Here is a 26,719-nt window from a genome sequence, read left to right on the forward strand (position 1 = left end):
TGCATGTAGCTGAGTCTAAAGGAGGGAAAGTTAATGAGCGGTTTTTCCGATGACAATTTGTGTTGTAAATGCAAGGAGGAATCCAACAGAACGAATTGCAACAGTTGCATTTGCGAGTTGCTAAATCGACTTAGTGAAAAGCACCAAAGGATATTGATTATTAATAAAGGGAGTTCTACGCCAGTATCACTTGACGGAAGTAATACACCTACACAATTCACCGTGATGTGTTTTGACCCGGATAATTGCTGTGCCACATTTAGTTTCGAGGAAATCGTTGATACATCACCAATGAAAATGGTACCGAGAATTTTCATTGCAGATTGCCGCAGCATTGCAGGCATCGTTTCTCTTTGAAGCGATCGACAAGATTAGTGTTAGTTTTAAATATCGAAATACAATGCCTTGCACAAATCTGTGAGATTGAAACAGTTATGAATGTACCTTTTAAACAAGATTGTCACCAAATCGAGCAGTGTTGTCCAAAAATTTGAGCCGAGAACAAGAGTGGGGTATCCGGCTATTTGTATTAAACTTTATTATAGGTCTGCTTCTCTCCTGTACTTTAATTGGTGTGAATTCGCCTATTACCGACAGAATGCTACTAGTTATTTAAGGGCAAACTACCATGTATGAACACGCTGTATTGCAAAATTGGTTTAAAAATCTACCTAACTTAAGCCCTAACTGTTTGTAGTTCTCTACTGGCTCATTTAATATCACTATCTTCCGTAAGTAAATAACATAATACCTGCTTCATAAATAATAAAAGTTGGCGTATCCACGTGACGGATGCCGAAGCTTTAGATCGGCAAGGTCGGATAGATAGTTGGGGGTACCTCATATACTGTTAACCTAGAAGAGCTGCTTGGAGGATATTTAGGCGCTAATTAATTCCAGCAAACACCTTAAAAATTAAGATAGGTCAAATTAAGATGAGTCGCTGAAAACACGTTTTTCAGCGGCTTAATTTTAATTAGTAAAGGTCCGATGTTATATATATTAGGACTTATAACTGCTACATCTTGGGCACAAAAAAACCGACCTTTTGACATAAACAAAAGAAGCCGGTTTATGACTCTTCATCCTTTGCAATTAGTAAATGCAGTAATTTAACCATAATTTTCTACATTGTTGTATTTAAAATAAATAAAGCTTAGCCTGTTAATAAAAGCTGCTTAGTAGAAGGATCTCACTGAATAACTCTTAAACCAAGCAAAGAAAAAAGCAATATAAAGGTTATTTATTTTCTTGCATTCCTCTTATAAGCACTTCCGCCACTTCAGGACGTGAGAATTCCGGCGGAGGCGTCTTTCCCTCTCGCAACATTGTCCGCACTTTCGTTCCACTTAAAATGAAACGATCTTCATTCGAATGGGGGCATGTTTTTGTTGAAGCCATGTTCATACACTTTTTGCAATAAAAGCTGTGTTCAAATTTAAATATATGCATACCCATTTCCTCTTCATATTGACTGATCAATTCTTGCGCTTCATAAGTACCATAATAATCGCCGACACCGGCGTGATCACGCCCGACAATAAAATGCGTGCAGCCAAAATTTTTCCGAACCAAAGCGTGAAAAATCGCTTCACGCGGACCGGCATAACGCATTGCCGCGGGATTGATGACAAGCTGAACACGATCTACCGGGAAATATTGTTTAAGCAAAATTTGATAACTTTCCATACGAACGTCTGCGGGGATATCATCTTCTTTCGTTTCACCCACTAGCGGTTGAAGCAGCAAACCGTCCACATTCTCAAGAGCCAATTTCTGAATATATTCATGTGCACGGTGAACTGGATTACGTGTTTGGAAACCAACGACCGTTTTCCAACCCAAGTCTGTGAACATTTGCCGTGTTTCAATAGGCTTCTTGTAAAATTGACCGAACGGTTCGTGGGTCGGGCAATTTAACATCCAGATCGGTCCACTGAGATACACATCACCTTTTTCTTCTATTTTCTTCACGCCCGGATGTTTGGAATCGGTCGTTTTATAGACCTGTTGTGCCTCATATTCCTTGTCATATTCAAATTTTTCTTCCAGTTTCAAGACACCGTAAGTGATCCCGTCATCTCCGATCAAAGCCACTTCTTCACCGATGGCCAGCTTTTTTGAATCTTCTTTGGAGGCTGGGAGTGTAACAGGAAGACTCCAAACAAGACCATTATCTAAACGAAGCCTTTTCAAGACACTCAAATAATCCTCTTTCCCCATAAAACCGGTAAGCGGGCTGAAGCCACCAATGGCAATGAGTTCGATATCCGAAATGGTCCATTTTGAAACGGACAGGGAAGGCATTGATTTCGCCTTATCCAGATATTTTTTACGCTCTTCACCTTTTAGCTCACGTTGGATCAGCTTTCCGCCGTGGGGTTCGATGGTTGTTGCATTCAACATAAGTTTTTTCCACCTTTTCATTTTCAGAATTCACGGTCTTCCTCTTAGCGATAAATTTGATTTGATTTGGTCAAATTCCTGGAATCCCAATAGTTCTACTTTCAATTATTTAAAATTGAATTGAATTCCCGTCACTGTCAAAGTAAACCTCATCCCAATATCTTCTCATTCGTGTGCCCCATTGAACGGTACATTCTTCCGGATTAATGGCCATGTTTTTCGCGAGTTTTATAGCCAAATATGGTAGATTCACTCCGGCTGCTGTACAATGGACTATCGTCCCTTGAATCCGTGGGTTAATTTCAAGAATTTTAGGTTGATGATTTTGATCCCGACGGACCTGCACACCGATATTGCCATGTAAACCAAGTTCTTTCACAATTCTTGAGGTATATTCAATCACATCATCCTCTTTGACGATTAAGCTTTTAACCGATATTCCATCAGTAATTTTTTCCCTTAATCTTGGAATCGCAATAATGACCTCCCCCTGATTGGCCAGAATGTCGACACTGTATTCTTCATGTGGAAGATATTCCATGACAATCGTTTCCGGAATGTCATAGGCATCTTTCAACATATCCAGAAGTTCCTGAACACTAATATATGAAGAGTCAGGTTTTTCATAAAATAAATGTTCGAGACGATTTTTTTGTGAATCAAGAATGCGAAAGCCCCTGCTTCCATCGGAAACTGTGGGTTTCATACAAACAGGGCGATTAGGATATCCCAAATCATATATCGCCTTCCGTAATTGATCTACTGTATGAACCGTGATTGACTGGGGAACGGAGATCTTTTTATCTTTCAAGGCCTGAAATAGCTTTCCTTTATTCATAGCTTTTATCAGGGATGAATGTTCTGAAACGGATACCTCTATACCCATCCCCTTAAAACGCTGTTTATTCTTTGAAAACCTGGGCAATTCCATCGATACCAATGGAAGAATAACATCGACCTTTTCTGCTCTGCATAAAGTCAGACATTCTTCAATGAAGTGAGAGCTTGTTGCCTCAGGTCCGACGAAAAATTTGTCAACCATGGCCTTTGTTGCCACATCAGGGTCAATATCCATACCTACGATTTTAAAATGATGGTTTCTCGCAGATCGCAGAGATTTAATCACCCCTGGAGCTGACGGTGATCCCACACCGGTCAGTAAGACAGTAGTGGATAAGTGCATGTTGAACTCCTCTCCTTGAGACCTACTGATCCCAATTAAATTTTTCTCCCAGCAACTGATAGAGTTCTTCATTATATGGTTTGTAATAGTCCACGAGTTTCTTTCGTGTTTCCGAGTTCATTTTGGAGTAACTACCCGCGTTATGATGGTCGTAGACATTTAGTTTGTACCGGGGAAGTCCAAGGAATTTAAAAATTTCGTCCATTGTTTTTTGAGGCTGTTTATATAATTTTTCACTTTGCACGATGTGAAACTGTTCCCTTGGGAATATCTCCATCCATCTTTTGAGTTTCCTTACATAGATTCCTTTATCCAAATAGGTCGATTTGCCCTGTATGGCTTTTTCAAAAGGAATCGAGATTATCCCTTTTCTAAGGTGCATATGGTAGTGTGAATAAGCCCGGTCAACCGGGTTACGCAAGATCAGAATTAATTTTATCTTAGGAAGGACTTTATGGATTTTTCGCGCAACATTCGGAAATTTTAAATAACCAGTTGCTTCGCCTGTCATGCATTGTTCACAGTCAGGGAATTGTGACTTATACCACTCAATCCCCTTATCGTAATAGGCATGGAAAAACGCAAGTTCTTTTCTTTTGGCAGGCTCTACTTTTGGATGATCTGTAATATACCTATATAATGCGGTGGTCCCGCATTTCATTTCACCCATAATAATAAAGTCTGGTAGTTTACCCATCTTCTTCCCTCTCTCCATAAGTTTGATAGTTTATCGTATTCGTACGTATCTTGCTTGTATCTTTTGTTAACCTATATTTCACGCCTATTTGATCATTCTTTTTATAAATCAGCATCAGCCGTCTCTCTTTTTGAAATACTTTAATATCATATTTTAAATCATTTATAAGAGGAGGTGAAAAAATGCGGGTAATGGACTACAAAAACCAAAAGGTGCTGATACTTGCCCCGCATGCAGATGACGAAATCATTGGATGCGGCGGTGTGATACAAAAGTATTTGAAAAACGGAAGTGCAGTCCGGGTTGTGATTGCTTCTTTTGTAAAAGGCGCCTATCAAAAATATAAAACGGAAAAAGGTCAATATGAAATATACGATGGAATGACTCGTCTCAAAGAGTTGGAGGAATCCCATAGGATAATAGGCATTAAAAACTATCATTTTTTATATACAGACGAAGATCAGGTACAATATCACAGCAAATTAGACACGCTCCCGAGAGTCGAATTAGTATCCAAATTGGAAAAGGAAATTCAGGAATTCAAACCTACGGTGATTTACATCCCTTCCATCACAAAACATCAAGATCATACTGCACTCCATGAAGCAGCCTTAACGGCAACACGGCCCTATTTTTGGAACGGATCGGTACTTGTTTATGAAACAGATGGAGAGCTTTCTTTTCACCCCAACTTGTTTGTTCAAATAAATCGAGATGAGATCAATAAAAAACAGGAAGCTTTAAAAGCTTACAAGACGCAGGTAGGGTCTAAACGCCATCCTATCAGTTCGCAATCTTTATTCACCAAAGCACGATTTAGGGGGCAATCTGTTTATTGCAATTTTGCAGAAGCTTTTCAGGTCATCAGAATTCATGGATAACGTTGCGGCCACTTCTGAATCAAGTAGGAAAAGAAGCGGTACCTTTCTCCCATCAGGGACCGGCTTACATTAAGTAATAAAAGAAAGGTGGTATGATTATTGGATCTTCTTATTTCCGCAGCAACACACCGTTCAGGTTCGACGCTGATTCAGCGTATTTTTAATGCCCGGCCAAAAACAATTATTTGGGGGGAAAATGGAGGTTGTTTGACCGATTACTGCAACATATATAACAATGCATTACATTACTCTGAGACGTTTAAGGATGTAAGGGAATCTTATTTTAACGGGGGACAAAATCCCAATCAATGGATCGCTTGCATGACACCAAGACCAGAGGTATTAAGGAGTTCGATCATCCATTCGGTTAAAGCTCTCAACTATCTCTTATATGTCGAAGAACACAGGGATTCTTTCGATATGTTCGGGTACAAAGAAGTACGATACGGGAAAGAGGAATTAGAATTGTTCCGCGAATGTTATCCGGACTCCCCGGTAATTTTATTGATTCGTCACCCGGTCTCAGTTTGGAAAAGCGTTTCACCCCGTGCGAAAAAGGAAAGATACGGATCGATTGAAGGGTTTTCCGATCTGTGGACAAAAAGAGTAAACGATTATTTAAAACTGTCAGCTGAAGATTCAAACATGCATCTCATTCACTATGAAAAAGTAGTTGCTAGAGATATGGAAACACTGGATCTCATCAAAAGCATTGGTCGTTTAAGTGATGAAGAAATTGAAAAGGTGCTTGCCGTAAAGGTAAGCAGTTCCAGCAAGCCTACTCCTCGAGCTATCAGTCAAGGAATTATGCGGCTATGTAAGGATACAATGATCAAGGCGGGGTATGATGAGCATTGACAGCAGAGTATTCGTATTTAATGGATATGATCTTTTCGGAGGATCGTTCATGCTTTACCAACTTGGAAGGATTTGTTTTGAACAGTTCGGTACCCAGGTGTTTATTGTGCAAAATCATAACATTAGTCGGGGAAAACAGAGGTTTCATTATCAATATGACTTTCCAACGATCTCCATTTACAACATGAGAAGAATAATTAAAGAACAGGATTTATTTATTTGTAATCCTGTTCAGTCCCCACACTCCTTCGGATCCATGTTATCGTCTAAAAAATTGATGTATCTTCAAGGAGTCACCAATTACTCCCGTTTAGATACGAAATTTGATTATTACGTGTCGGCTTCTCGTTTTGTTCAGGAAACTACGCGATCAAAATATGGTATCAATACTCCCGTTATTAATCCTTATATTAATCTTTCCATATTTCATCATGACGTTTCGTGGAAACAACGAAATAATGAAATATTGGTACTGGATTACAAAATAGACCTACAACCATCATTAAATCGTTTATTGGAGGTTTATCATCAGAAGTATTCGGACGCCCTTCCAGAATTTAAGAAAGTCAGTAATCTAACACAGAGAGAATGGGCGGAAATATTGACTACGCACAAATTCTATTTGACATTATCCCCTGTTGAAGGATTCGGTTTACCTTCTCTTGAAGCTATGGCTTCCGGATGTGTGGTATTAGGTTGGGATTCATATGGTGGACGCGATTATTTCGAACCGGGTCGAAATGCACTTGTTGTTGAAGAGGGTGATTTTGATCAACTAGCCAAGTATCTTCATGAAATCCTAAGTTTTCCTGGCCATAATTTGAACCTATCAAAAAATGCCGTATCCACTGCAAAAAACTACTCTTTTGAAAGCTTCACTGAAAACTGGCAAGATTTTTTAGAACAAAATGTGTTTATATAATTTCGATATTGAGAAAAAGGGTCGTAAGCCTGAATTGTAAAAATAAGTACACCTTTTTGGTACACAACAGCCGTAGATTCCGATTTTTCCAAATCGAATGTATGGCTATTTTTATTTATTTTCCACAAAAGAAAAGCACCTTCTAAAATGGATACGTTCATCGTATCAAGAGGTGCTGTTTATTAATATGTGTCCTTGAACGGAGGCTTACTAAGCAGCTTTACTATTTTTTCGGCAGATGAATTACGACGCCCCGGACAATACGGATATTCTCATCATCAATTTTCCCTTCCAACTCATCCTCTTTCTTGCTCCAATTTACAATTAGATAAAATAGCGCGATTCCGTAGCTTGTCAGCTGAACGGCTTTCAAGATCCCTCCGCCAAGCTGCTGGTCGTATACTGCTGTGATTGAAGGAAGCAGTTGTCCCGCCACCTCGGCATACATAGGATAATGTACTGTACTGATGCCGATTAACAAAAAAATACCAATTGGCATCAACAGGACAGCATTCAGGAAAATGTAAGCGACTCTAGTGAAGTATGAGAATTTGCTGATTTCAGGCAGCGGCATGATAATCGTCCACCACATTAAAAACCCGGTAATAAGTAGGAAAATTTGGCTGATGATCGAAAGAACAGTACTCTGCTGAATAATATTAAATATTTCCGGAGCAAAGTAAGCTGTTAAGGCTCCGTTAAAGAGCAAAGCAGCCATCCAGGGGTGCCCGAGCAGCTTTAATGTAAATTTCAATCGGTGGTTCCAAAAGTACTGCCTGGCCCATTGAGATGGCAAACTTAAAATGAACAGCGGCAATACAATGAATAATACAGTCATGACCTCAAGTACATGGGCGCTGAACGAAAAATGGTCAGCAGCAATCTTTAACGGGCTCCCTTTAACAATATACAATGAAGTAGCAGCCACATAAAAATAGGCCATCTGTTTGCCTGTTACCTTATAGTTAGAATCATGAATAATATTTTTTGCATATATAAAAGAAGCCAATGCAATGATTAAAAAAGTGATTGGACTCCACATCTCATACCATGCATAATTGGAAAAAACATCCAAATCCACAGGTATCCCTCCCTATTCATGGACGGCTATCACGCCGCACATTCTAAACATCCAGGATGAAACACACTCTATGGGTATTCTATCACATTTTAGAAAAACTTCTCCTCTTATCCAGTTAATTCAAATTGAAAAGGCTCCGGAACTAAGTCCCGGAGCCTTTTGTTATTGTTCATATTTGGACGAATCTTCGATGATGTTAGATGTCCAGCTCCAGGCCCTTCCGCTTTTGTTCTTAACTTCGCAGTTCCGCATCAGCTTTTTCCTTCAATGCAGCCAATACCTTATCATGCACTTTCGTTACTTCCTCGTCCGTTAGTGTCCGTTCAGGATCTGCGTAAGTCAATGAGAAGGCAATTGATTTTTTGCCTGCTTCCATATTCTTTCCTTCATAAAGGTCGAATACATGGACGTTTCTCAAGAGCTTACCACCAGCATCTTTGATGACCGCCTCAAGCGTCGCTGCATTTACATCTTTATCAACGACCAACGCGATATCTCGTGCAATCGATGGATAACGTGGAATCGTGACGTAGTGCAATTCAGGGAGTTCATAATCAAATACTGGCTCAGCCTGGATTTCAAATACATATGTGTCTTTCAGATCAAGCTCTTTTTGTAAATGTGGATGAATCTGTCCGGCAAATCCGATTACTTCGCCTGCCAATAAGACTTCCGCAGTGCGCCCCGGATGCATGCCGTCCATTTGTACAGCCTGCCAAGTAATTTCTTTTTCAAGACCAAGCTTCTTAAATAGGCCTTCCAAGATTCCTTTCACAACATAGAAGTCAACCGGCTTTTTCTCGCCTTGCCAAGAATGATCGACCCAAAGGCCTGTCACAGCACCGGCAATATGCTCCCGCTCTTCCGGCTGCTTGCCTTCGCCTTCATTCAAAAAGACGGAGCCGATTTCGTACAGGGCAACCGATTCATTTTTTCTAGCTACATTATAAGAAATTGCTTCAAGCATTTGAGGAACAAGGCTTAATCTCAGGCGACTGCGCTCCTCGCTCATTGGCATGGAGAGTGTGACTGGTGGACGTTTTTCAATTGAAAACATCGATGCCTTCTCTTCGCTTGTCAAAGAGTAGGTGATGGCTTGGAACAAGCCGGCTCCCTCAAGGAATCCCCTTGTTGTTCTACGCTTTTCCTGCCCTTTGTTCAAACCGCCTGGAGTCGATTCTCCGCTCGGCAATGTTTTCGGAAGTCGGTCATATCCATATAGACGTGCAACCTCTTCGACCAAGTCCTCTTCAATCGTAATGTCTCCTCTGCGGGTCGGAGCAGTTACAGTAAACTCATCATCCTCAACCGCCACTTCGAATTGCAGGCGATCAAAGATCTTCATAACTTCCGCTGAAGTGATCTCAGTGCCTAGAACGCGATTGATTTTTTCCAATGATATGGAAACTACTGCAGGCTCGATTGTTAACTGGTCGTCTTCCACAAGCCCTTCCAGCACTTCTCCGCCGGCATATTTTGCAATTAACTGGGCAGCACGCTCTGCTGCAGGTCTTACTCTGTTCGGATCCACACCTTTTTCATAGCGGCTGCTTGCTTCACTTCTTAAGCTATGATATTTTGATGTACTCCGTATCGAACCGCCTGTAAAATAGGCTGACTCCAGTAGAATCGTCGTTGTATCATCGCTGACCTCTGAATCTGCTCCACCCATTACCCCAGCGAGTGCAACTGGAACAGTTCCATTAGTTATGACTAGCTGTTGAGAAGTCAATGTCCGTTCCGTGTCATCAAGCGTTGTTATTTTCTCCCCTTCTTTTGCAAGGCGAACAACTACTTCTTTTGAACCGAACCTATCGTAGTCAAAAGCATGAAGCGGCTGGCCATATTCGAGTAAAATATAGTTCGTGATATCAACGACGTTGTTGTGTGGCCTAATGCCAGCTGACATCAGACGCCCCTGCATCCAAAGCGGGGACGGGCCAATTTTTACGTTTTTTATTACCTTAGCTGTGTATAGCGGATTTTCCTTCGGGGCTTCCACTTTTACGAAAATATAATCAGAGGCTTTCTCTTGAGATGCTTCATGAGAAATTTCCGGCAATTGAACGGATTCATCCAAAATAGCCGCAGTTTCATAAGCGACTCCAATCATACTAAGTGCATCTGCACGGTTAGGCGTCAAATCAAGTTCGAGTACCTCATCGTCCATATTCAACAGGGACAATGCATCGGAACCGACTTCCGCGTCAGCAGGGAATACATAGATTCCTTCGGCAAATTCCTTCGGTACGAGCTTCCCTTCGATGCCAAGCTCCTGTAGTGAGCAAATCATTCCGTTTGATTCCTCCCCGCGGAGTTTGGCTCTTTTTATTTTAAAATTGCCGGGAAGAACTGCACCTGCTTTTGCAACAGGGACTTTTTGGCCTTTGGCAACATTCGGCGCCCCGCAAATGATTTGGACAGGTTCTCCTTCACCAATATCCACTTTACATATGTTCAGTTTATCTGCTTGTGGGTGCCGGCTGCAATCCAGCACTTCACCGACAACGACACCCTTCACACCATCGCTTAATTTTGCAATCCCATCTACTTCAATACCGCTTCTTGTTATTTTTTCAGCCAATTCGGCTGCAGTGACACCATTTAAATTGACGTAATCCTGCAGCCATTTATATGAAACCAACATGTGTTTAACCTCCCGAATTATTCTTGTTCAGCAAATTGCTTGAGGAACCGGATATCATTTGTATAGAAATGACGAATGTCATCAATTCCATATTTCAGCATGGCAATACGGTCTGGTCCCATTCCAAACGCGAAACCTGTATATCTTTTCGGATCAAAGCCTGCCATTTCAAGCACGTTTGGATGAACCATTCCCGCTCCCAAAACTTCAATCCAGCCAGTTTGCTTACATACTCTGCAGCCGTCGCCATGGCAGATTTTACAAGAAATATCCATTTCCACAGAAGGCTCGGTAAAAGGAAAGAAGCTTGGGCGCAATCGAATTTCGCGATCCGCACCAAATATCTTTTTCGCGAACACTTCAAGAGTTCCTTTCAGATCTCCCATTGTGATATTTTCGTCGATGACAAGGCCTTCAATTTGCATAAACTGATGGGAGTGAGTGGCATCGTCGTTGTCACGGCGATACACTTTACCCGGACAGATGATTTTTACAGGCCCTTTTCCTTCATGCTTTTCCATTGTCCTGGCCTGAACCGGCGATGTATGGGTACGCATTAAAATTTCTTCAGTGATATAAAAGGAATCCTGCATATCGCGGGCTGGATGTCCTTTAGGCAAATTCAAAGCCTCGAAGTTATAGTAATCATGTTCAACTTCGGGACCTTCCGCAATTTTGTATCCCATCCCGATAAATAAATCCTCGATCTCCTCGATGATTTTTGTAAGCGGATGGCGGTTCCCGGTTGAAACTTGTCTGCCCGGAAGCGTAACATCAATTGTTTCGGCTTCAAGCTTCTTGGCAACTGCCTCATTTTCCAGTTCTTCGTTTTTACTATCGATCGCCTTTGTAATCGCCTCTCTGATCATATTGGCGAGGGCCCCCATTTTTGGCCGCTCTTCCGCAGACAATTTCCCCATTCCCCGCAAAACTTCGGTAATCGGTCCTTTTTTCCCAAGATAAGAGATACGTACCTGGTTTAACTCTTTTAAGTCGGAAGCGACTTTGACTTCTTCAAGAGCCTTCAGCTCCAGTTCTTTCAACTTTTGCTCCATTTATATATCCTCCTTTATTCATTGCAATCAAGCGCCTATTTAGCTAAGACATACCAAGCAGTTCTATGCTTATCAAACTTAGACAATAAAAAAAGCCCGCCCCCAAAAAAGGGACGAGGCTATGGTCGCGGTACCACCCTTATAAACATTTTCATGTTCACTTCATTGTCATAACGGCAAGGCCGGTGCATCTTTACGAAATCAAGGATTTCGGTCCCGATGCCGACTCAGGAGGTGAACTTCGCCTGGATTCCAACTAAAAGTGCTTACAGTCATGGCACTTTTTCCCTGAAAGCTTCCTCCGGCTACTTTTCTCCGTCATAGTCGTTCACTTTATTAAGATATTCACATTATAGACGTTCTAAACAATAATTTCAAATCGGTTTTCGCAAATGGTAGAGCAATATGCCTGCGGCTATTGCAACATTGAGCGATTCACTCTGCCCGTACAGCGGAATATACAGATTGTTATCTGTCTGATCAAGGATAGCCGGATCTACTCCTGCCCCCTCATTGCCTACAATTAGCGCAAAAGCATCTGTTGGTGGGACATTCGTAAAGGCTTGTGCATTTTCAATAGCTGTTCCGTAAACCGGAATGTCCGCAGCTTTTAGTTTTCCTATCCATTCTGATAAATCACCTGTCTCCACATGCAAATGAAAATGGCTTCCCTGGGCAGATCGGATAACCTTCGGATTATAAAGGTCTCCGGTCCCCTCTCCGAAAATAACAGCGTCGATCCCTGCCGCATCTGCCGTTCTGATCATTGTTCCAATATTGCCGGGGTCCTGAACACCGTCAAAGAGGAGCAACCTTCTGTGTACTGACAGATCTACCGAAACAGTCCTTTTTTTACATACTGCAAAAATTCCCTGGGGAGTTTCTGTTGCGGATATGGCCCGGCTGACCTCAGCAGAAATTAAAGTCACCGGATATTGTTTCAGCTGTTCTGCATCCATCGCTGCAAAGTCGCTCTGTACCATGATTTCAACAACTTCATTGGCTTTGATGGCCTCTTCAAGCAAATGGACACCTTCCACCATATACTTTCCTGTTTGATCCCGCCCTTTTTTCGTAAGCAGTTTTTTCCATTCTTTTACCCGCGAGTTTTTCGCGGACTGAATTTCTTCCATGATATGCTCCAATTCCTTTCGGGACAATTCTTTTTTCATTATACATAATTACTCCATTTTGCGAAAAGCTAACGAAAGAATCTTTGAAAAGGAGCCAAGAAAAATGGATATAAACATCAGGAGAGCTGTTATTCATAACGTTTCAGAAAACAACCAAGAACAGTTACGGGACACGATTGTAGATGCGATGCAAAAAGGTGAGGAAAAGTATTTGCCCGGATTGGGCGTGCTTTTTGAAGTGATTTGGGAGCATTCCGATGAACAGGAAAAAGTACACATGCTTGGAACGCTCGAAAGCGGATTAAAACAAGAATAAGCGGCGGTATGACCGTCCGCTTTTTTTTAATGATTGATTGGGGTGTAAACCTTGAATCGTTTTGTTTTGATAATATTTTTAATAGCGGCTTGTGTCACTATTCCATACCAAACACATGCCGCCCAAATGCCTTGCAGTCTTGTTTTGGAGCCGGTGGATAAAAAGCTGAAAAATGCCAAAGGAGCTGCGTTGGTTTATAAAGTTCAAGTCATCCCGAACAGCTTTGCACGAACCAATGTCAGCATGATTGCTGTCCATCTTCCAGATCCGTCTTCTTACGGTGATTATGATCGTTACGAAAGTTATGTTTTCGTCCCCCGTGATATAAGCTGGCGATTTGAGCTTTACCCCACACCTGAAGATGGTCCAACCTGGGCCGGCCGATTTGATCTAATCACGGCGAAAATGGACAATGTGAATTTTCACGTAAAACTTTCCAATTCAAAAAACAAGAAATTGGGGCCCAGCGTTTTAAAAGGACATCTCAATAGCTGCCTATCTAAAACAATATCTTGAATACTTCCACTCCATAGTAAGCCGCGGCACCAAAAACAATCGACCAAATAAGCAGGCTGATGGTCATCCAAAGAATCGTCCAGTTTTTTGCAGCTCCGAGTGTCAGTCCGATAAATGCCGCAATATGGATACCTATCAATATCGGACCAAGCAAAGCTAATCCCGGCAAACCATATTTGTTCCAAATTCTTTTTGCGCGCGCTTCCCTTTTACCGCCATCTTCCGGCTCTCCTCGTTTTTTAAATAAAAAATTCTTGATTGGCTCAAACAAAAAAATGACAAGTAGGGTCGTCAATAAATTTCCTGCAAAACCAAGAACGATAACCGGTATCGGCTGCAGTCCGCGAATGATGGCAATCGGAATAGCCGCCGCAACTTCAATCCACGGCACTCCGGCCAAAAGAAAAACAAGAATATATTCCCATAAGTTTCCCATAAAAAAAACTCCTTAATCTGTGCTCCTCTTAGACAATACAGGAAAATTCATTTTCTGAAAAGAAAAAAGCAGGAAGCTTTGAAAGTGATGAGGGCCCCTCGAACGAACTCTTTGTTTTTTTGGGGGAATATGGCTGCTGCAAGGTTTTCTCTGCGATCTTATCTTTCTTGGGCACTAGGAATATCCCTTAGTTCCATATGAACGGATTTTTTTCCTTCACGGTCGCTATGAACAATTCATAGTTACCATACGATCGTTTTTTTCTCCTTCTCGGGCACTATGAACGACTCATAGTTACCATACGAACGAATTTTTCTCCTTCTCGCTCGCCATGACTGATTCATTCTTACCTTCCAACAATGAATATTTTTCCACCGCTACAAGAATATAATTGTACATAAAAAAGTACACCACTATACGTCAGTGATGTACTTTTAATAAAGCGAATCAATCAAAAATTATTTTATTTGCCGTTTCTTTATCCAGTCTCTTTACAACTTCACTAATTAATTTTACTGCATTTTCATAATCGTCACGGTGCAATAAAGCTGCGTGCGTATGAATGTAACGTGTAGCTATTGTAATAGCAAGCGATGGGGCGCCTTCTCCGGCGAGATGCGTGGAACCCGCATCCGTTCCTCCTCCTGGCATGGCGTCAAACTGATAAGGAATCTCCAGTTCATCTGCGATTCCTGTAACAAAATCACGCAATCCTTTATGGGAAACCATTGAAGCATCATACAACATGATTTGCGGTCCATCCCCCATTTTGCTCTGTGACTCTTTCTCTGATATTCCAGGGGTATCGCCCGCTATTCCTACATCCACTGCAATGGCAATGTCAGGCATAATTTTATTCGCCGCCGTTTTTGCTCCCCTGAGCCCGACCTCTTCCTGAACTGTTCCTACGCCAAATACCGTGTTCGGATGATTTTCACCCTTTAAGTTTTTTAGCACATCAATGGCAATGGCGCATCCGATGCGGTTATCCCATGCTTTTGCAAGCAGCATTTTATCATTGTTCATGACGGTGAATTCGAAATAAGGGACAACCATATCTCCTGGACGAACTCCCCATTCTTGGGCTTCTTCCTTGCTGGATGCACCAATATCGATGAACATATCCTTGATTTCCACCGGCTTCTTACGGGCTTCTGGAGACAGAATATGAGGTGGCTTTGAACCGATGACACCAGTAATGTCACCTTTAGCTGTCACGATAGTTACCCGCTGCGCAAGCATGACCTGGTTCCACCATCCGCCAACTGTTTGGAATCGGAGGAATCCTTTATCATCAATTTGCGTGATCATGAATCCTACTTCATCCAAATGTCCAGCAATCATGATTTTAGGACCGTTTGCATCTCCCGTTTTTTTAGCTATCAAACTTCCCAATCCATCCGTCTCGATTTCCTCGGCATAGGGCTCTATGTATTTCTTCATGACTCTGCGAGGTTCCTGTTCATTCCCTGCAACGCCTTTGGCGTCTGTCAATTCTTTTAACATCGTTAAAGTTTCGTCGAGCTTTTGCATATTTATCGCCCCCACTTTTTCCAAGATTTTATCCTTGAATTAATTATAATCATACAAATGATTCAATCACAAACATCTGCAATCCTAGTATCCGTTTTGCTGGCGTTTGAAATTCACTTCATTTTTCTTTTTATAAGCTTCTTGTACATCGTCAAGCATAAATCCGAGGGACTGCCCTAAAATGATATACTGGCGGAAAAGCTCTTCGAAATCCGCGGCGTCTTTAGACTGGCGAAAATCATTCACAAGCCTGAAGATTTTTAAAAAACCTCGGTCCAAGTCTTCATTGGCTTCCTGGGAAACAAGGTCAATATCACGGTCAGAAAAGCCCAATTCAAGTCCAAGGGATAAAATGAAATGTACGCCGTCTACAAACTCTTCCAAAATAGCTTCATGCGAAGACGGTGGTTTTTTGCTCCAAAACTTAAAGCATCTCGTTTCATTTGCCAATTCTCCAAGCTCAACAAGCAGAGCCAATATCTTCTTTTCAAACAATTCCTCGCCGTGCAACCCATGTTCCCTTTCTATATAACGGTCCAATTCATGCTGCATGGCAAACCATTCCTGTAATGTCACCTTTGATCACTCCTTCAATTAGGAAAGCACAGGCATCCCAGGTCTGCCCTTTTCGGCAGCTGAAACCTGGGGCCGTTGTTAAATACATATTTTACTTTCCATTTAAAAAAATTATAACAAAGTTGAAACCTTTTATCGCCTCGTTCGTATTGTAAGTAGATTATCTAACGGAGGTCTCACCATGATCTTATTATTTAGATTCGTCATTTTGGCATTAATTATTTACCTCTTTTATATAGCCGTGAAATTTATCCTGGATCCGAAAAGAAAACTGGAAAACGCGCATGAACAAAAACGGTTCTTTTTTTACGATGTTCCCGATAATATTAGGAAAAACTTTTTGATCACCTACGAAGGGGTCATGTTTGAAGGTGAGAAATATCTGGGTACGACCGACCGCGCATTTGAAGTCGTTTCCATTTTTATTTTTCCACATAATAAAGACTTGCTCCAAGGGCTTAGCTACGAGGATTTCAAATTCATTGAGCAGGAGGTCAAGCTTCGATACCCTAATGCGGTCATTGACTGGAAGAGCCCTATTAAAGAACTGATTGAGAAAAATAGAAATAAATAAGACAAAAGCGCAAGCGCCTGTTCATCGACGTACAGACTGAGCCGAAAGGCGGAAACGCCTTGATCAGCCCCGACAAGCACAAGACGATTCCCGAGGAGGCAGTACTTCAGCCACCACAGGGAATTGGCTTGTGACCTCGAGGGGCTAGGCGTTGCAGCTAGACAATAGTGACTCCCACGAGACAAAGGAAACACGGCGACTTGGCCACCTCAAAGCGCCACATCCTGTGGCTTCGGTGGCACTAGGACGTCGTGTCCGTCGGAGCCGATGTTGACTTATCGTAGGCAAGCTGCTTCTTCGAGAAACTTCCTGCGCTTTGCGACGAGCTGAACAAAGCTTCTTCGAATCAACTATGGCGCAGGAGCACCAGAGGCGCGAAGTCTGCTAGTCGATAGGCGCTGGCCGTCTCAAAGCGCCACATCCTGTGGCTTCGGCGGCACTAGGACTTCCTGTCCGTCGGAGCTAGACGTAGCATATACAGATTAAAAGGTTATCCACAAACATAGGATTTTATAGTACGCTAAAGAATAAAAAAGCCCAGGCAAGCAGGCTTTTACACGGAAGTATGCGAAAAGAAGTCATGCCATTTGATTGTGACGATTTTTTCACGGAGTAAGTAAAACAGGATAAACAGGGCTATTACAATAAGCGTTGCGATACCAGGAGAGAATTGTGTAATATACTCACCAAATATCGTATAGAAAAAAGCCAACGGAAGGTTCGTTGCGAACGCTCCCTTCATGAAGCCGCGAAAATCCGGCCTTCTTTCTAGCAGGCAAACGTTCAGCAATTGATAGTGAAAAAATGGGATCAGACGCAAGACAGCAATCTGCCCAACTGTCATTTTCACATAAGGTCCAAACCATCTATGCTTTATTCTCATCAATTTTTCATGGGTACGGGGGATCTTTCTAATACAGAAGTAAAAAAGAGCGGATAACAGCATCAGCCCTGTCATTGAATACACTGTCCCAAGAATGCTGCCGAACAGCATTCCGCCTGCCATGCACACCAGGACAACCGGTATGAACATAAATTGCCGGACGACATGAAACATAATAAACAGTACTGGGGCAAGCATCCCGCTGCCTTGCATGATCGAAAGCATGATTAATAACTGCTCATCCATGATGATCACCTGCTTTCTTCTTTATATATGTATTTTTCTCGTTTCTGGTTATGACAACAAAGAAAAGCGCAGCGCTGGAGGTTGAAATAAATAATTTCACATGGGAGCCAATGTTGATTTACATTCCAGGCGGACGCTTTCCGCGGGCGTGGCTTGAGCCTCCGACGCACAGGACGTGCTAGTGCCGATGACGCCACAGGAGGTGGCGTCATCGGCCTCGGTCGCTTCGCGCCCTGTGGGGTCTCAAGGCCTACGCTTCTCCCGCAGGACCCAAAAAAAGCTTCTGCGAATGAGCATCTCACGAAGGAAATGCGGAGCATTTTCGAGGAGTCGCCGCCTTCCACTGCAATCAACGTATCAATTTCTATGTGCTGCCTCGGGCTAATGCACAAGAGTGCACATTATTTAGTTCAATTTATATAGACAAGGGAATATTAATTTCCCTCTACAATCAAAAAAGCCATTCCCACAATGGAATGGCTTTTTTTGATTGACTTATAGAGCAGCTTTTGCTTTGTCTGCAAGTTCAGCAAATGCTTTTTCATCAGCAACAGCAAGATCTGCAAGCATTTTGCGGTTTACTTCGATGCCGGCAACTTTCAAGCCGTACATCAAACGGCTGTAGGAAAGGCCGTTCATGCGTGCTGCCGCATTGATACGTGTGATCCAAAGTTTACGGAAATCACGTTTTTTGTTGCGACGGTCACGATACGCATACATATATGATTTCATTACCTGCTGGTTAGCAGTTTTAAATAATGTATGTTTGGAACCATAATAACCTTTTGCTAATTTTAAAACCTTTTTACGACGTCTACGGGTAACTGTTCCGCCTTTTACGCGTGGCATATTATTTCCCTCCTAAATACTTCCAAATTATTTAATGTTATCAAGTAAATGACGAATTCTACGGAAGTCGCCTTTGGAGACGATTGCCGATTTGCGGAGTTTCCGCTTTTGTTTCGTGGATTTATTGGCGGCTAAGTGGCTTGTATAAGCATGTGAACGTTTCAACTTGCCAGAGCCTGTCTTTTTAAAACGTTTTGCCGCGCCGCGGTGTGTTTTCATTTTTGGCATATGAATTTCCTCCTCAAAACATTACTTTTCAGTGATTGGTGCCAATACAAGGAACATGCTTCTGCCATCCATCCGTGGTTTGGATTCGACAGTTGCCACGTCTTTACACTCTTCGGCAAAACGTGTGAGTACTTGCTGGCCGATTTCTTTATGAGTGATTGCACGCCCTCTGAAACGGATCGATGCTTTCACTTTATCTCCTTTTTCAAGGAATTTGCGTCCATTGCGGAGCTTTGTATTAAAATCATGCTCATCAATTGTTGGACTCAAACGAACTTCCTTCACGTTGATCACTTTTTGGTTTTTACGCGCTTCTTTCTCTCTCTTCTGCTGCTCAAAACGATACTTCCCGTAGTCCATGATTCTGGCCACCGGGGGTTTTGCGTTCGGCGCCACCAACACGAGGTCGAGATTTGCACGAGTAGCAATATCGAGCGCTTCATTACGGGATTTGACTCCCGCCTGTTCACCATTTTGGTCAATGAGACGAAGTTCACGGGCACGAATGCCTTCATTCACAAACATATCTTTGCTAATAGTTAGCCACCTCCAAGGTATTTTCGAGAATACTGAGTTTGAGTAAAAATAGGGCTGGTAGTTTCTGTTCTGAATCTTTTCGCCTATCTTTATCAATTCGATGGATAAATAAAAAGTGCAGGCCGCAAAAAGGGCCCGCACTTAGATCACACAACATTGTGTGGATAATTGCAATACATTCATTAACCTGTCAACAGCGTTGATGCGTCAATCAGGCGAGAAGCGGGCAGCTCCTTCTTACACAAACAAGTATTCGATTCACCTTATAAAGTCTATCATGGGGCACATACATTTGTCAAATGACAGGCATGTGAAACCTAGTCATAACAACGTTTTTTATCATACCAAATTTTTTCCCTGCCCGCAATGCTTTTTGTTAAAATGTTTATTTTTCAAGGAACTGGTAAAACTTTTTATATGACAAGATACAGGAGGTTACACATTATGAAAAAATGGATCTACTTCTTTTCAATTCCTTTGCTTGCTTTGGGAATGACAGCTTGCTCAAATGACCCATCTGTTGATAACCATCCAAAGGAACAGGTCGTTCCACCGCCGAACGAAAATGCGACGACGAATGATGATCTTATTAACAAAGAAGACAGTGGCAATAAATCTGATGATGGCAATGTCGCAGACATGAATGCAAAAAAGCTGATGGACAATTTTCCTTATAGGAAATTCGATTTAGAAATCGTCTATGCCCCCGATATGGAATATGATTTTGAATACGAAGAAAAGAATGCAGAGCAGGGCCAATACCGTGCGGAACTAAACGACTCTGTACATGACAAGAAACTCAAAGGCGTTGAAGCGTTTCAAACGTTATATACGTTAATGCAAGATGTACGGATCGATGAGAACACAACCAAAGAAGATGCAATTCAACAAATATTTGATGCCTTCCAGCTTGATACCAACTATACAAAATTTGAATTGGATTACACAATGAAAAACGGAAAAGAAATAGAGTTTGAAGATGTAAAATAGGCCTCAATTAAAACAGGTGCAGGAAAACGATCGTTTTCCTGCACCTTATTTTGGTTTCAGACCCCTTAATCATCAATTATGATTTTTTACTTCTTCTTGAACTCGCGCAATGAATTCCTTCAATGGAACTGTTTCAGTCTTTTTCTCACCGTATTTTCTTACGTTGACCGCCTCGGCTTCAACTTCATTATCACCGACGACAAGCATGTAAGGGATTTTCTGCATTTGTGCTTCACGGATTTTATAGCCAATTTTCTCATCGCGTTTATCCATTTCCACACGGAAGCCCTGAGACTTCAACTCATCTGTGACATGCTTGGCATAGTCAAAATGCACGTCAGGAGATACAGGGATTACTTGTACCTGGACAGGTGCAAGCCACGTTGGGAATGCCCCTTTATATTCCTCAATCAAAAATGCCACAAAGCGTTCCATTGTCGATACGACCCCACGGTGAATAACGACCGGACGATGCTGCTTTCCGTCTTCACCGACATAAGTCAAATCGAATTTTTCCGGAAGCAGGAAATCAAGCTGGACAGTTGAAAGTGTCTCTTCTTTTCCAAGAGCCGTTTTTACCTGAACATCCAGTTTCGGACCGTAGAAGGCAGCCTCTCCCTCTGCTTCGTAATAATCCAGTTTCAGGTCATCCATTGCCTCTTTCAACATGGACTGCGCCTTTTCCCACATTTCATCATCATCAAAGTATTTCTCCGTATCTTCAGGATCGCGGTAGGAAAGACGGAATGAGTATTCGCTGATGTTGAAATCCTTATATACTGCGATAACCAGCTCAACAACCCGTTTAAATTCTTCCTTGATTTGATCTGGGCGGACAAATATATGAGCGTCATTCAATGTCATCCCACGAACACGCTGCAAGCCGGAAAGCGCACCTGACATTTCGTAGCGGTGCATGAGCCCTAGCTCGGCGATCCGGATCGGAAGCTCGCGATAGCTGTGAATATCATTTTTAAAGATCATCATATGGTGAGGGCAGTTCATCGGTCTCATGACAAGCTGTTCATTGTCCATGTCCATGACAGGGAACATATCCTCCTGGTAATGATCCCAGTGTCCGCTTGTTTTATAAAGTTCCACGCTTCCCATTACTGGAGTGTAGACGTGGTCGTAGCCGAGCTCGATTTCTTTGTCCACAATATAGCGTTCGATTGTTCTGCGGATTGTGGCACCTTTTGGAAGCCACATCGGAAGCCCCTGGCCCACCTTTTGCGCGCTTGTGAATAAACCAAGCTCTTTACCAAGCTTGCGGTGGTCCCGCTCTTTCGCTTCCTCAAGCATTTTAAGATGATCTTCAAGATCGCCCTTTTTAAAGAATGCTGTACCGTAGACTCGCTGAAGCATTTTATTGTTGCTGTCTCCACGCCAGTAGGCACCTGCAATGCTCAATAGTTTGAAAAACTTGATTTTCCCCGTGGATGGCACATGGACACCGCGGCATAGGTCAAAAAATTCTCCCTGCTCATAAATAGTCACTTTTTCATCCGCTGGAATGGCGTCAATCAATTCCTGCTTATATTCATCATGGGCAAAAAGCTCCTTCGCTTCATCCCGGGTAACTTCTTTACGTACGATTTCCAAATTTTCGCCGATGATTTTATTCATCTCTTTTTCAATCGCCGGCAAATCATCAGGTGTCAATGAATGTTCCATGTCCATATCATAATAAAACCCGTTTTCAATGACCGGACCGACGCCAAGCTTCACACCGGGATATAGGCGTGATACTGCCTGTGCCATCAAATGGGCTGTGCTGTGGCGAAGCACTTCAAGGGCTTCGTCACTCCCCGGCGTAATGATTTCTATAGAACCGTCTTCGCTGATTGGCGTTCTAAGATCAATCATTGTACCGTTCAATTTTCCGGCTACCGCACTTTTTCTTAAGCCAGGGCTGATGGAAGCCGCAATCTCTTCCGTTGTAGTTCCGGCAGGAAACTCCTTGACGGATCCATCTGGAAAAGTGATTTTTAATTGGTCAGACATAAAATCTACTCCTTCTCTTTCATTGAAAAATAAAAAAACCCGCCCCCTGGAAAGGGACGAGTCTTGTGCACGTGGTTCCACCCTAATTTTCATAAAACGGATTTGGCCGCCTTATGACTTAGAATTTAAATAACGGATTTAATCCGCCGTCCAATACTGAAATTTCATGGCCGGAGTTCGAAGGTGGTAAGTATTCATCTCGTGTTAGGAAGCTTTCAGCCTTTTCTTCCCTCTCTGTAAACCGTAAAAGAATACTCTTGTCCTTGTCATTACTTTTAAGTTAATTAGATTATGTACGTATTATAGAGTGTTATTAGTGGAAAATCAAGAGGATTCAATTTTTTGGTCTAATGGATTGGAGGTAGAATGGTCATTCTCTCTTCAAAAATGTTTCTTAAAGTCCTGACAAGCGGTTTTTCATCATACATGGTATAGATAAATATTCTTTCAGGAGCCATGGATAGAAGCGGTGCAATAACAGCAGAATCGATATACACAGGATGAATCGCCAATAAGCGGCGGTCAACCATTTTCATTACATCACTTTTTTCCATCTCTCCGAAATCTTCGTCGTAAAATGTAATTTCCTCATCAATTGAAAGATGTACCGTTTTTCTTCCGGTGCTCCGGTTCTTCAAATATTCACGCAGCATATTGATAAACATTTGATATTCCTGTTCCATCTTATATTCATCAATGGCCACATGCAAAAAACTGATTAATTCTTGTTGATATTCCTTTAGTCTGAAAGTTAACAGAGATTCGAAAAGAATAGAATCTGATGAATCAAAAAAAGAACCTACTGCATTCCTTACCATCTCAAACTCATTGATTTTACCAGTTAGCGCTATTAATTCTTCCCGCTTTCCACTGCACATTTCAGATACAATTTCAATGATCTGTTCGCGTTCTTCTTTATTCTCGTAAAAAAATTGTTCGGTAAGTATTTTATGAAGAAATTCCCCTCTTTTTACTTGGATAATGAAATGTGCAAACATATCAATATATCGATTTATATCCTTGGCTTTATCAGGTATGGAAAAAATAAAGGCATCTTTACTTTTGAATAATATATGATCAATGCCACGCTTGCGAAAAAAAGCCTGCAGCTGAATTGCTTCTTCTTCATTTAAAAACATAAGATCCATGCCAGGCCCCCCTTTGGCATACACTTTCATCTTGATTTATGTATATGGGGGGCACGTCCAAGCTATACCTTGCACGTAAAAAAAGCTTGTTCACATACATAGTTCCCAAGTCTGTCCGTTAAAGAATAAAAATTGTACCTCGAGCTATTACATTTGCGTCTAACAATTACAGTACATATCAATAACTGTGGTTTCAATTAGCCTTCTTTAAAAATCATTTAACACCTTTTTTAGTGTTTCAAACTCTTCTTTCGATAAGGTAACGCCTTTCCCCATCTTCTCACGATTGGGATCCCAGTCACGAATATCATACTTCGGTTCGCGACCATTCCAACTGATTAGGTTTAGTTCCTTTTTCCATCCCTTTGGTGATTCTGAAAGTACAGCGATATGTTCTGTTATTTCGAACTTAATGTCTGCCATGATATCCACCTCGTTCATTCATCAATGTTCATTATTAGTTCCCCGCTATAAGTATCCCTATTACAATAAAATAAAAGCTGCAAACCAGTCCCAAGGACTTCAAGTAAAATTAGGGATGTGTTAAAAGCACTTATTCCATAATATATTCATCTTTCCATATAAAAAAAAGAGGAATACAAGTTTCCAATTCACTTGTACTCCTCTTATATTTAAGACACCGGCTCTCACGAGTACTACATATGCCGTCGATTAGGCCCACCAAGTTTGATAGGAATAGAAAGATATTTGATCCTTTCCATGAGCCTTCGGGCCTTCATTTTTTCTTCTTCGCCTCTTTGTGTGTAGGTCAGATGATATTCTAAACCGCTGAAATCAAAATTCGATGTAAAAAAGGTGGGGAGCTGTTCGTGCATCCTATATTGCATGATTGACCCCAGGATTTCGTCCCTTGTCCAGCTGGACATCGCTTCAGCTCCAATATCATCGAGCATAAGGACATGTGCTTTTTTCACTGCTTCCAGTTTTTCATTCAGCGTCTGGTCTCCAAGCGACTGTTTCATTTCCCTTAAAAATTCGGGAACATATACAATTAGCGATGAGATTCCTTTTTGAGCCAATTGGTTGGCGATGGCTCCCAGCAAATAGGATTTACCAACGCCGAATTCCCCATGCAAGTAAAGGCCTTTCATGCTGCTTCCCTGTTCATATTCGGCTGAGAATCTCTCGGCATACTCAAATGCGTCGAGTCTGCCCTCACTGTCCAGTGAAAAATCAGCAAAGGAGGCATTTAATATTTCTTTTGGCATGTAAAAACTTTCAATCAGCTTTTTCGTTTTCCGCCGCTCGTCATCGATTATTTTTTCAGGGCATGCCCGATAATGAATATCTATCCTATTATTTACAATCACAAGTGACGGTTCATAGCCCTGCATGATATTCTCACATGCTGAAAGTCCGGGACAATCCTTGCAATTTTTTGCTTGGGACGTGAATTCATAGAGCTTCATTAAGCCCGTCTCTATCATTTGCTCAGTGATCATGTCACTATTTTCCATTAAAAACGCACGAATATCATGATTTTCAAGAACTTCCTGCTTTAAATCTTCGTATCTTTTTCGAAATTCAGGGGTTTGATACAGCCTTTGCATAGTTTTATTGATGCTTTCCACCTTTTTCACCTCCATTTTTCTGATACTTTCTTTGAATGGCTTCCAATCTCCGCCGTCTTTCATCAAGTTTACTATCGTTCGTCACGGTTGTTTTTGTTTTTTTAGTTTCCTTCTGTTCCTGGTCTTGCACAATGAACCAGTCTGGAAGTTTTTCTGTGCGGATAGGCTTTTTCCTTGTTTGGCTGCGGTCTTTCTTTTCCGTTGCCCACGTCTGGTACTGTCGGTGTTCATTTTTTGCAAGCTCCATCGCAGCTTTTACAGTTTTAATCTTTTTCCTGGCCCAGTGTGAAGCGATCTTTTCCATATAGTTCTTCGATAGTTTCATGTCTGTCTTCAACATGACATAATGAATCAGAACATTCATCACACCCGGTTCAATCTGCTGTCCGAGCATGATTTCTTCCACAGCCGTCAAGTCAGACATCGCTGGCTGGACTCCTTCGGACAAGTCAATTAAAAGCTGCCTCGGAGAAGTAGTTTCCAAATAAAAGATGAGTTTGCTCTCCTTTGTTGTCCCTGCACCGTCGCTTTCCCTGTGCATAACAGGTTGCCTTCGGTTGACCAATTGTGGGAGCTGATCCTCATTTTCCATCTGATACCAGTCTCGCGCCGCTTTTCTGAGTTCATCCAAATCAATTTTATCATTAGCAGTGATACTCGATAGAACAACCTTTTGCATATCGATTTCATTGATGGAGTAGAGGAAAGAGAGCTTTGTAATTGTATCTTTGACTGCGGCGGTAAAGGATTTCCTAGGTACCATAGCAGTAGTCAAGCCGGAGAAGAGTAAATCGAAATTGAAGCTGTCTGCAGAAATATGTATCGGCTCCGTTTTTTCACGGTGAATATATTTCATGTTCTGTTCCGGCAGACTGGCTTCCTGTCCTTCAAAGTTTTTCAACGCCTGGAGACTCATAGAAGTGTACACATCCTGGAAGGAACGGGTAACTTCAGAATACTCCTCCTTGTTCATCACCGAATCAGAAAAGGCCCTTTTTAATTTTTGAAAGTGGGTTTGCCCCAACTTTTGATATAAATATATATTCAACATACCGTCAGTAAAAAACTGATCTGCGGATAAGGGGGGCTGAAGTTCGTATATGTACATCCGTTGATCAGGTATTTCTTTGATAAAAGTCTTTAGCAGCCCCATCCCTTCGAGTTTAAGGCGTGCTTGGTATATGTCATCCAAATTCAAACCCATTAATTCCATCAGTTGATAATGATTCCACTCTTCGGACCATAGACGATTTTCTTCAACCAAGTAGGCAAGAGTTGTATATAGATTGGTGCAAACTACCCCCATTAAAGGTTGATACAGAAAAGAGATCACTTTCCTGTCATGGTCATGAATCATGCCGTTCATTGCCGCATAAAAACCATCAATAGGCTGGACTTCGTTCCAATATTGTTTCAAGCCAAACACAC

General features: G+C 41.8%; 26 protein-coding genes and 3 other annotated features. Of the genes, 7 read left to right on the forward strand and 19 right to left on the reverse strand.

The features are described 5' to 3' along the window. Nucleotides 1–1,239 precede the first annotated feature (1,239 nt). From sat to D4T97_RS06000, 3 genes are all read right to left on the reverse strand, one after another. Nucleotides 1,240–2,406: a sulfate adenylyltransferase gene (gene sat / locus D4T97_RS05990; RefSeq protein WP_235872171.1), complete on the reverse strand. Its 1,167-nt coding sequence runs from the start codon at nucleotides 2,404–2,406 to the stop codon at nucleotides 1,240–1,242. A gap of 109 nt (nucleotides 2,407–2,515) precedes the next feature. After that, entirely contained in the window at nucleotides 2,516–3,589 is a 1,074-nt protein-coding gene (locus D4T97_RS05995) for an ATP-grasp domain-containing protein (RefSeq protein ID WP_164525486.1), read from the reverse strand. A 22-nt stretch (nucleotides 3,590–3,611) separates the two neighbouring features. Beyond that, a complete protein-coding gene (locus D4T97_RS06000; RefSeq protein WP_164525487.1) occupies nucleotides 3,612–4,286 on the reverse strand; it encodes a sulfotransferase domain-containing protein in 675 nt (224 codons plus the stop codon). 182 nt (nucleotides 4,287–4,468) lie between these two features. Between D4T97_RS06000 and D4T97_RS06005 the strand changes: the two genes are divergently transcribed. The 3 genes from D4T97_RS06005 to D4T97_RS06015 all read left to right on the forward strand — a co-directional run bounded on the left by D4T97_RS06005 (nucleotide 4,469) and on the right by D4T97_RS06015 (nucleotide 6,947). Then, the gene (locus D4T97_RS06005) at nucleotides 4,469–5,167 is read left to right on the forward strand and encodes a PIG-L deacetylase family protein (RefSeq protein WP_126048712.1); all 699 of its coding nucleotides are present in this window, start codon (nucleotides 4,469–4,471) and stop codon (nucleotides 5,165–5,167) included. A gap of 99 nt (nucleotides 5,168–5,266) precedes the next feature. Beyond that, nucleotides 5,267–6,025 (forward strand): sulfotransferase, encoded by a 759-nt coding sequence (locus D4T97_RS06010; protein WP_126048714.1) that lies wholly within the window; start codon nucleotides 5,267–5,269, stop codon nucleotides 6,023–6,025. A gap of 49 nt (nucleotides 6,026–6,074) precedes the next feature. After that, on the forward strand, nucleotides 6,075–6,947 hold the full coding sequence (locus D4T97_RS06015) for a glycosyltransferase (protein ID WP_164525488.1): 873 nt from the start codon (nucleotides 6,075–6,077) through the stop codon (nucleotides 6,945–6,947). A gap of 223 nt (nucleotides 6,948–7,170) precedes the next feature. Here D4T97_RS06015 and D4T97_RS06020 read toward each other — a convergent pair whose 3' ends face one another. From D4T97_RS06020 to D4T97_RS06035, 4 genes are all read right to left on the reverse strand, one after another. After that, complete coding sequence (locus D4T97_RS06020; RefSeq protein WP_126048718.1) at nucleotides 7,171–8,028, reverse strand: cytochrome c oxidase assembly protein; 858 nt, start codon at nucleotides 8,026–8,028, stop codon at nucleotides 7,171–7,173. 232 nt (nucleotides 8,029–8,260) lie between these two features. Further along, complete coding sequence (pheT, locus tag D4T97_RS06025) at nucleotides 8,261–10,675, reverse strand: phenylalanine--tRNA ligase subunit beta (protein WP_126048720.1); 2,415 nt, start codon at nucleotides 10,673–10,675, stop codon at nucleotides 8,261–8,263. A gap of 17 nt (nucleotides 10,676–10,692) precedes the next feature. After that, on the reverse strand, nucleotides 10,693–11,730 hold the full coding sequence (pheS, locus tag D4T97_RS06030; RefSeq protein WP_126048722.1) for a phenylalanine--tRNA ligase subunit alpha: 1,038 nt from the start codon (nucleotides 11,728–11,730) through the stop codon (nucleotides 10,693–10,695). Between the two features lie 106 nt (nucleotides 11,731–11,836). Continuing rightward, nucleotides 11,837–12,061, reverse strand: a binding site (T-box leader). Between the two features lie 43 nt (nucleotides 12,062–12,104). Beyond that, nucleotides 12,105–12,863, reverse strand: coding sequence for a TrmH family RNA methyltransferase (locus D4T97_RS06035; protein WP_126049176.1), 759 nt, complete (start codon nucleotides 12,861–12,863; stop codon nucleotides 12,105–12,107). A gap of 103 nt (nucleotides 12,864–12,966) precedes the next feature. Between D4T97_RS06035 and sspI the strand changes: the two genes are divergently transcribed. Both sspI and D4T97_RS06045 read left to right on the forward strand, forming a co-directional pair. Beyond that, nucleotides 12,967–13,179 carry a small acid-soluble spore protein SspI gene (sspI, locus tag D4T97_RS06040; protein ID WP_126048724.1) on the forward strand — a complete coding sequence of 71 codons (213 nt, stop codon included), beginning with the start codon at nucleotides 12,967–12,969 and terminating at the stop codon, nucleotides 13,177–13,179. Nucleotides 13,180–13,230: 51 nt separating this feature from the next. Beyond that, nucleotides 13,231–13,695, forward strand: a complete 465-nt coding sequence (locus D4T97_RS06045) for a hypothetical protein (protein ID WP_126048726.1) — start codon at nucleotides 13,231–13,233, stop codon at nucleotides 13,693–13,695. Here D4T97_RS06045 and D4T97_RS06050 read toward each other — a convergent pair. From D4T97_RS06050 to D4T97_RS06060, 3 genes are all read right to left on the reverse strand, one after another. Then, nucleotides 13,679–14,131: a small multi-drug export protein gene (locus tag D4T97_RS06050; protein ID WP_126048728.1), complete on the reverse strand. Its 453-nt coding sequence runs from the start codon at nucleotides 14,129–14,131 to the stop codon at nucleotides 13,679–13,681. The two genes, D4T97_RS06045 and D4T97_RS06050, sit on opposite strands and share 17 nt — an antisense overlap. A gap of 447 nt (nucleotides 14,132–14,578) precedes the next feature. Further along, nucleotides 14,579–15,664, reverse strand: coding sequence for a M42 family metallopeptidase (locus D4T97_RS06055; protein ID WP_126048730.1), 1,086 nt, complete (start codon nucleotides 15,662–15,664; stop codon nucleotides 14,579–14,581). Nucleotides 15,665–15,748: 84 nt separating this feature from the next. Beyond that, complete coding sequence (locus D4T97_RS06060; RefSeq protein WP_126048732.1) at nucleotides 15,749–16,240, reverse strand: dUTP diphosphatase; 492 nt, start codon at nucleotides 16,238–16,240, stop codon at nucleotides 15,749–15,751. A 181-nt stretch (nucleotides 16,241–16,421) separates the two neighbouring features. Here D4T97_RS06060 and D4T97_RS06065 point away from each other — a divergent pair, with 181 nt between their 5' ends. Beyond that, nucleotides 16,422–16,814, forward strand: a complete 393-nt coding sequence (locus D4T97_RS06065) for a sigma-w pathway protein ysdB (protein WP_126048734.1) — start codon at nucleotides 16,422–16,424, stop codon at nucleotides 16,812–16,814. 553 nt (nucleotides 16,815–17,367) lie between these two features. Here the strand turns inward: D4T97_RS06065 and D4T97_RS06070 are convergent. From D4T97_RS06070 to infC, 4 genes are all read right to left on the reverse strand, one after another. After that, nucleotides 17,368–17,943 (reverse strand): TVP38/TMEM64 family protein, encoded by a 576-nt coding sequence (locus tag D4T97_RS06070; protein ID WP_126048736.1) that lies wholly within the window; start codon nucleotides 17,941–17,943, stop codon nucleotides 17,368–17,370. 495 nt (nucleotides 17,944–18,438) lie between these two features. Next, nucleotides 18,439–18,792 (reverse strand): 50S ribosomal protein L20, encoded by a 354-nt coding sequence (rplT, locus tag D4T97_RS06075; protein ID WP_126048738.1) that lies wholly within the window; start codon nucleotides 18,790–18,792, stop codon nucleotides 18,439–18,441. 27 nt (nucleotides 18,793–18,819) lie between these two features. Next, on the reverse strand, nucleotides 18,820–19,020 hold the full coding sequence (rpmI, locus tag D4T97_RS06080; protein WP_018708600.1) for a 50S ribosomal protein L35: 201 nt from the start codon (nucleotides 19,018–19,020) through the stop codon (nucleotides 18,820–18,822). Nucleotides 19,021–19,041: 21 nt separating this feature from the next. Next, the gene (gene infC / locus D4T97_RS06085; protein WP_126048740.1) at nucleotides 19,042–19,545 is read right to left on the reverse strand and encodes a translation initiation factor IF-3; all 504 of its coding nucleotides are present in this window, start codon (nucleotides 19,543–19,545) and stop codon (nucleotides 19,042–19,044) included. A gap of 115 nt (nucleotides 19,546–19,660) precedes the next feature. Continuing rightward, nucleotides 19,661–19,802: a sequence feature (ribosomal protein L20 leader region), on the reverse strand. A 199-nt stretch (nucleotides 19,803–20,001) separates the two neighbouring features. Here infC and D4T97_RS06090 point away from each other — a divergent pair. Continuing rightward, nucleotides 20,002–20,547 (forward strand): YusW family protein, encoded by a 546-nt coding sequence (locus tag D4T97_RS06090; protein ID WP_164525489.1) that lies wholly within the window; start codon nucleotides 20,002–20,004, stop codon nucleotides 20,545–20,547. A gap of 72 nt (nucleotides 20,548–20,619) precedes the next feature. Here the strand turns inward: D4T97_RS06090 and thrS are convergent, their stop codons facing one another. From thrS to D4T97_RS06115, 5 genes are all read right to left on the reverse strand, one after another. Further along, entirely contained in the window at nucleotides 20,620–22,551 is a 1,932-nt protein-coding gene (thrS, locus tag D4T97_RS06095) for a threonine--tRNA ligase (RefSeq protein WP_126048744.1), read from the reverse strand. A gap of 49 nt (nucleotides 22,552–22,600) precedes the next feature. Beyond that, nucleotides 22,601–22,830: a binding site (T-box leader), on the reverse strand. A gap of 68 nt (nucleotides 22,831–22,898) precedes the next feature. After that, nucleotides 22,899–23,699 carry a putative sporulation protein YtxC gene (locus tag D4T97_RS06100; RefSeq protein ID WP_164525490.1) on the reverse strand — a complete coding sequence of 267 codons (801 nt, stop codon included), beginning with the start codon at nucleotides 23,697–23,699 and terminating at the stop codon, nucleotides 22,899–22,901. 207 nt (nucleotides 23,700–23,906) lie between these two features. After that, nucleotides 23,907–24,122, reverse strand: coding sequence for a YdbC family protein (locus D4T97_RS06105; protein ID WP_126049178.1), 216 nt, complete (start codon nucleotides 24,120–24,122; stop codon nucleotides 23,907–23,909). Nucleotides 24,123–24,355: 233 nt separating this feature from the next. Then, nucleotides 24,356–25,291 (reverse strand): primosomal protein DnaI, encoded by a 936-nt coding sequence (dnaI, locus tag D4T97_RS06110; protein WP_126049180.1) that lies wholly within the window; start codon nucleotides 25,289–25,291, stop codon nucleotides 24,356–24,358. Further along, nucleotides 25,275–26,708 (reverse strand): replication initiation and membrane attachment family protein, encoded by a 1,434-nt coding sequence (locus D4T97_RS06115; RefSeq protein ID WP_126048747.1) that lies wholly within the window; start codon nucleotides 26,706–26,708, stop codon nucleotides 25,275–25,277. Before D4T97_RS06115 ends, dnaI begins: the two co-directional genes overlap by 17 nt. Between the last annotated feature and the right edge of the window lie 11 nt (nucleotides 26,709–26,719).

It is taken from the genome of Siminovitchia acidinfaciens, assembly GCF_003605385.1.
Taxonomy (GTDB): domain Bacteria; phylum Bacillota; class Bacilli; order Bacillales; family Bacillaceae_C; genus Siminovitchia; species Siminovitchia acidinfaciens.

Excerpts from the sequence above, each read along its gene's own strand:
- sat (WP_235872171.1), bottom strand. The coding sequence starts at position 2,406 with ATGTTGAATGCAACAACCATCGAACCCCACGGCGGAAAGCTGATCCAA.
- D4T97_RS05995 (WP_164525486.1), bottom strand. The coding sequence starts at position 3,589 with ATGCACTTATCCACTACTGTCTTACTGACCGGTGTGGGATCACCGTCA.
- D4T97_RS06000 (WP_164525487.1), bottom strand. The coding sequence starts at position 4,286 with ATGGGTAAACTACCAGACTTTATTATTATGGGTGAAATGAAATGCGGG.
- D4T97_RS06005 (WP_126048712.1), top strand. The coding sequence starts at position 4,469 with ATGCGGGTAATGGACTACAAAAACCAAAAGGTGCTGATACTTGCCCCG.
- D4T97_RS06015 (WP_164525488.1), top strand. The coding sequence starts at position 6,075 with ATGCTTTACCAACTTGGAAGGATTTGTTTTGAACAGTTCGGTACCCAG.
- pheT (WP_126048720.1), bottom strand. The coding sequence starts at position 10,675 with ATGTTGGTTTCATATAAATGGCTGCAGGATTACGTCAATTTAAATGGT.
- pheS (WP_126048722.1), bottom strand. The coding sequence starts at position 11,730 with ATGGAGCAAAAGTTGAAAGAACTGGAGCTGAAGGCTCTTGAAGAAGTC.
- D4T97_RS06035 (WP_126049176.1), bottom strand. The coding sequence starts at position 12,863 with ATGGAAGAAATTCAGTCCGCGAAAAACTCGCGGGTAAAAGAATGGAAA.
- sspI (WP_126048724.1), top strand. The coding sequence starts at position 12,967 with ATGGATATAAACATCAGGAGAGCTGTTATTCATAACGTTTCAGAAAAC.
- D4T97_RS06050 (WP_126048728.1), bottom strand. The coding sequence starts at position 14,131 with ATGGGAAACTTATGGGAATATATTCTTGTTTTTCTTTTGGCCGGAGTG.
- D4T97_RS06055 (WP_126048730.1), bottom strand. The coding sequence starts at position 15,664 with ATGCAAAAGCTCGACGAAACTTTAACGATGTTAAAAGAATTGACAGAC.
- D4T97_RS06065 (WP_126048734.1), top strand. The coding sequence starts at position 16,422 with ATGATCTTATTATTTAGATTCGTCATTTTGGCATTAATTATTTACCTC.
- D4T97_RS06070 (WP_126048736.1), bottom strand. The coding sequence starts at position 17,943 with ATGGATGAGCAGTTATTAATCATGCTTTCGATCATGCAAGGCAGCGGG.
- rplT (WP_126048738.1), bottom strand. The coding sequence starts at position 18,792 with ATGCCACGCGTAAAAGGCGGAACAGTTACCCGTAGACGTCGTAAAAAG.
- rpmI (WP_018708600.1), bottom strand. The coding sequence starts at position 19,020 with ATGCCAAAAATGAAAACACACCGCGGCGCGGCAAAACGTTTTAAAAAG.
- infC (WP_126048740.1), bottom strand. The coding sequence starts at position 19,545 with ATGTTTGTGAATGAAGGCATTCGTGCCCGTGAACTTCGTCTCATTGAC.
- D4T97_RS06090 (WP_164525489.1), top strand. The coding sequence starts at position 20,002 with ATGAAAAAATGGATCTACTTCTTTTCAATTCCTTTGCTTGCTTTGGGA.
- thrS (WP_126048744.1), bottom strand. The coding sequence starts at position 22,551 with ATGTCTGACCAATTAAAAATCACTTTTCCAGATGGATCCGTCAAGGAG.
- D4T97_RS06100 (WP_164525490.1), bottom strand. The coding sequence starts at position 23,699 with ATGGATCTTATGTTTTTAAATGAAGAAGAAGCAATTCAGCTGCAGGCT.
- D4T97_RS06105 (WP_126049178.1), bottom strand. The coding sequence starts at position 24,122 with ATGGCAGACATTAAGTTCGAAATAACAGAACATATCGCTGTACTTTCA.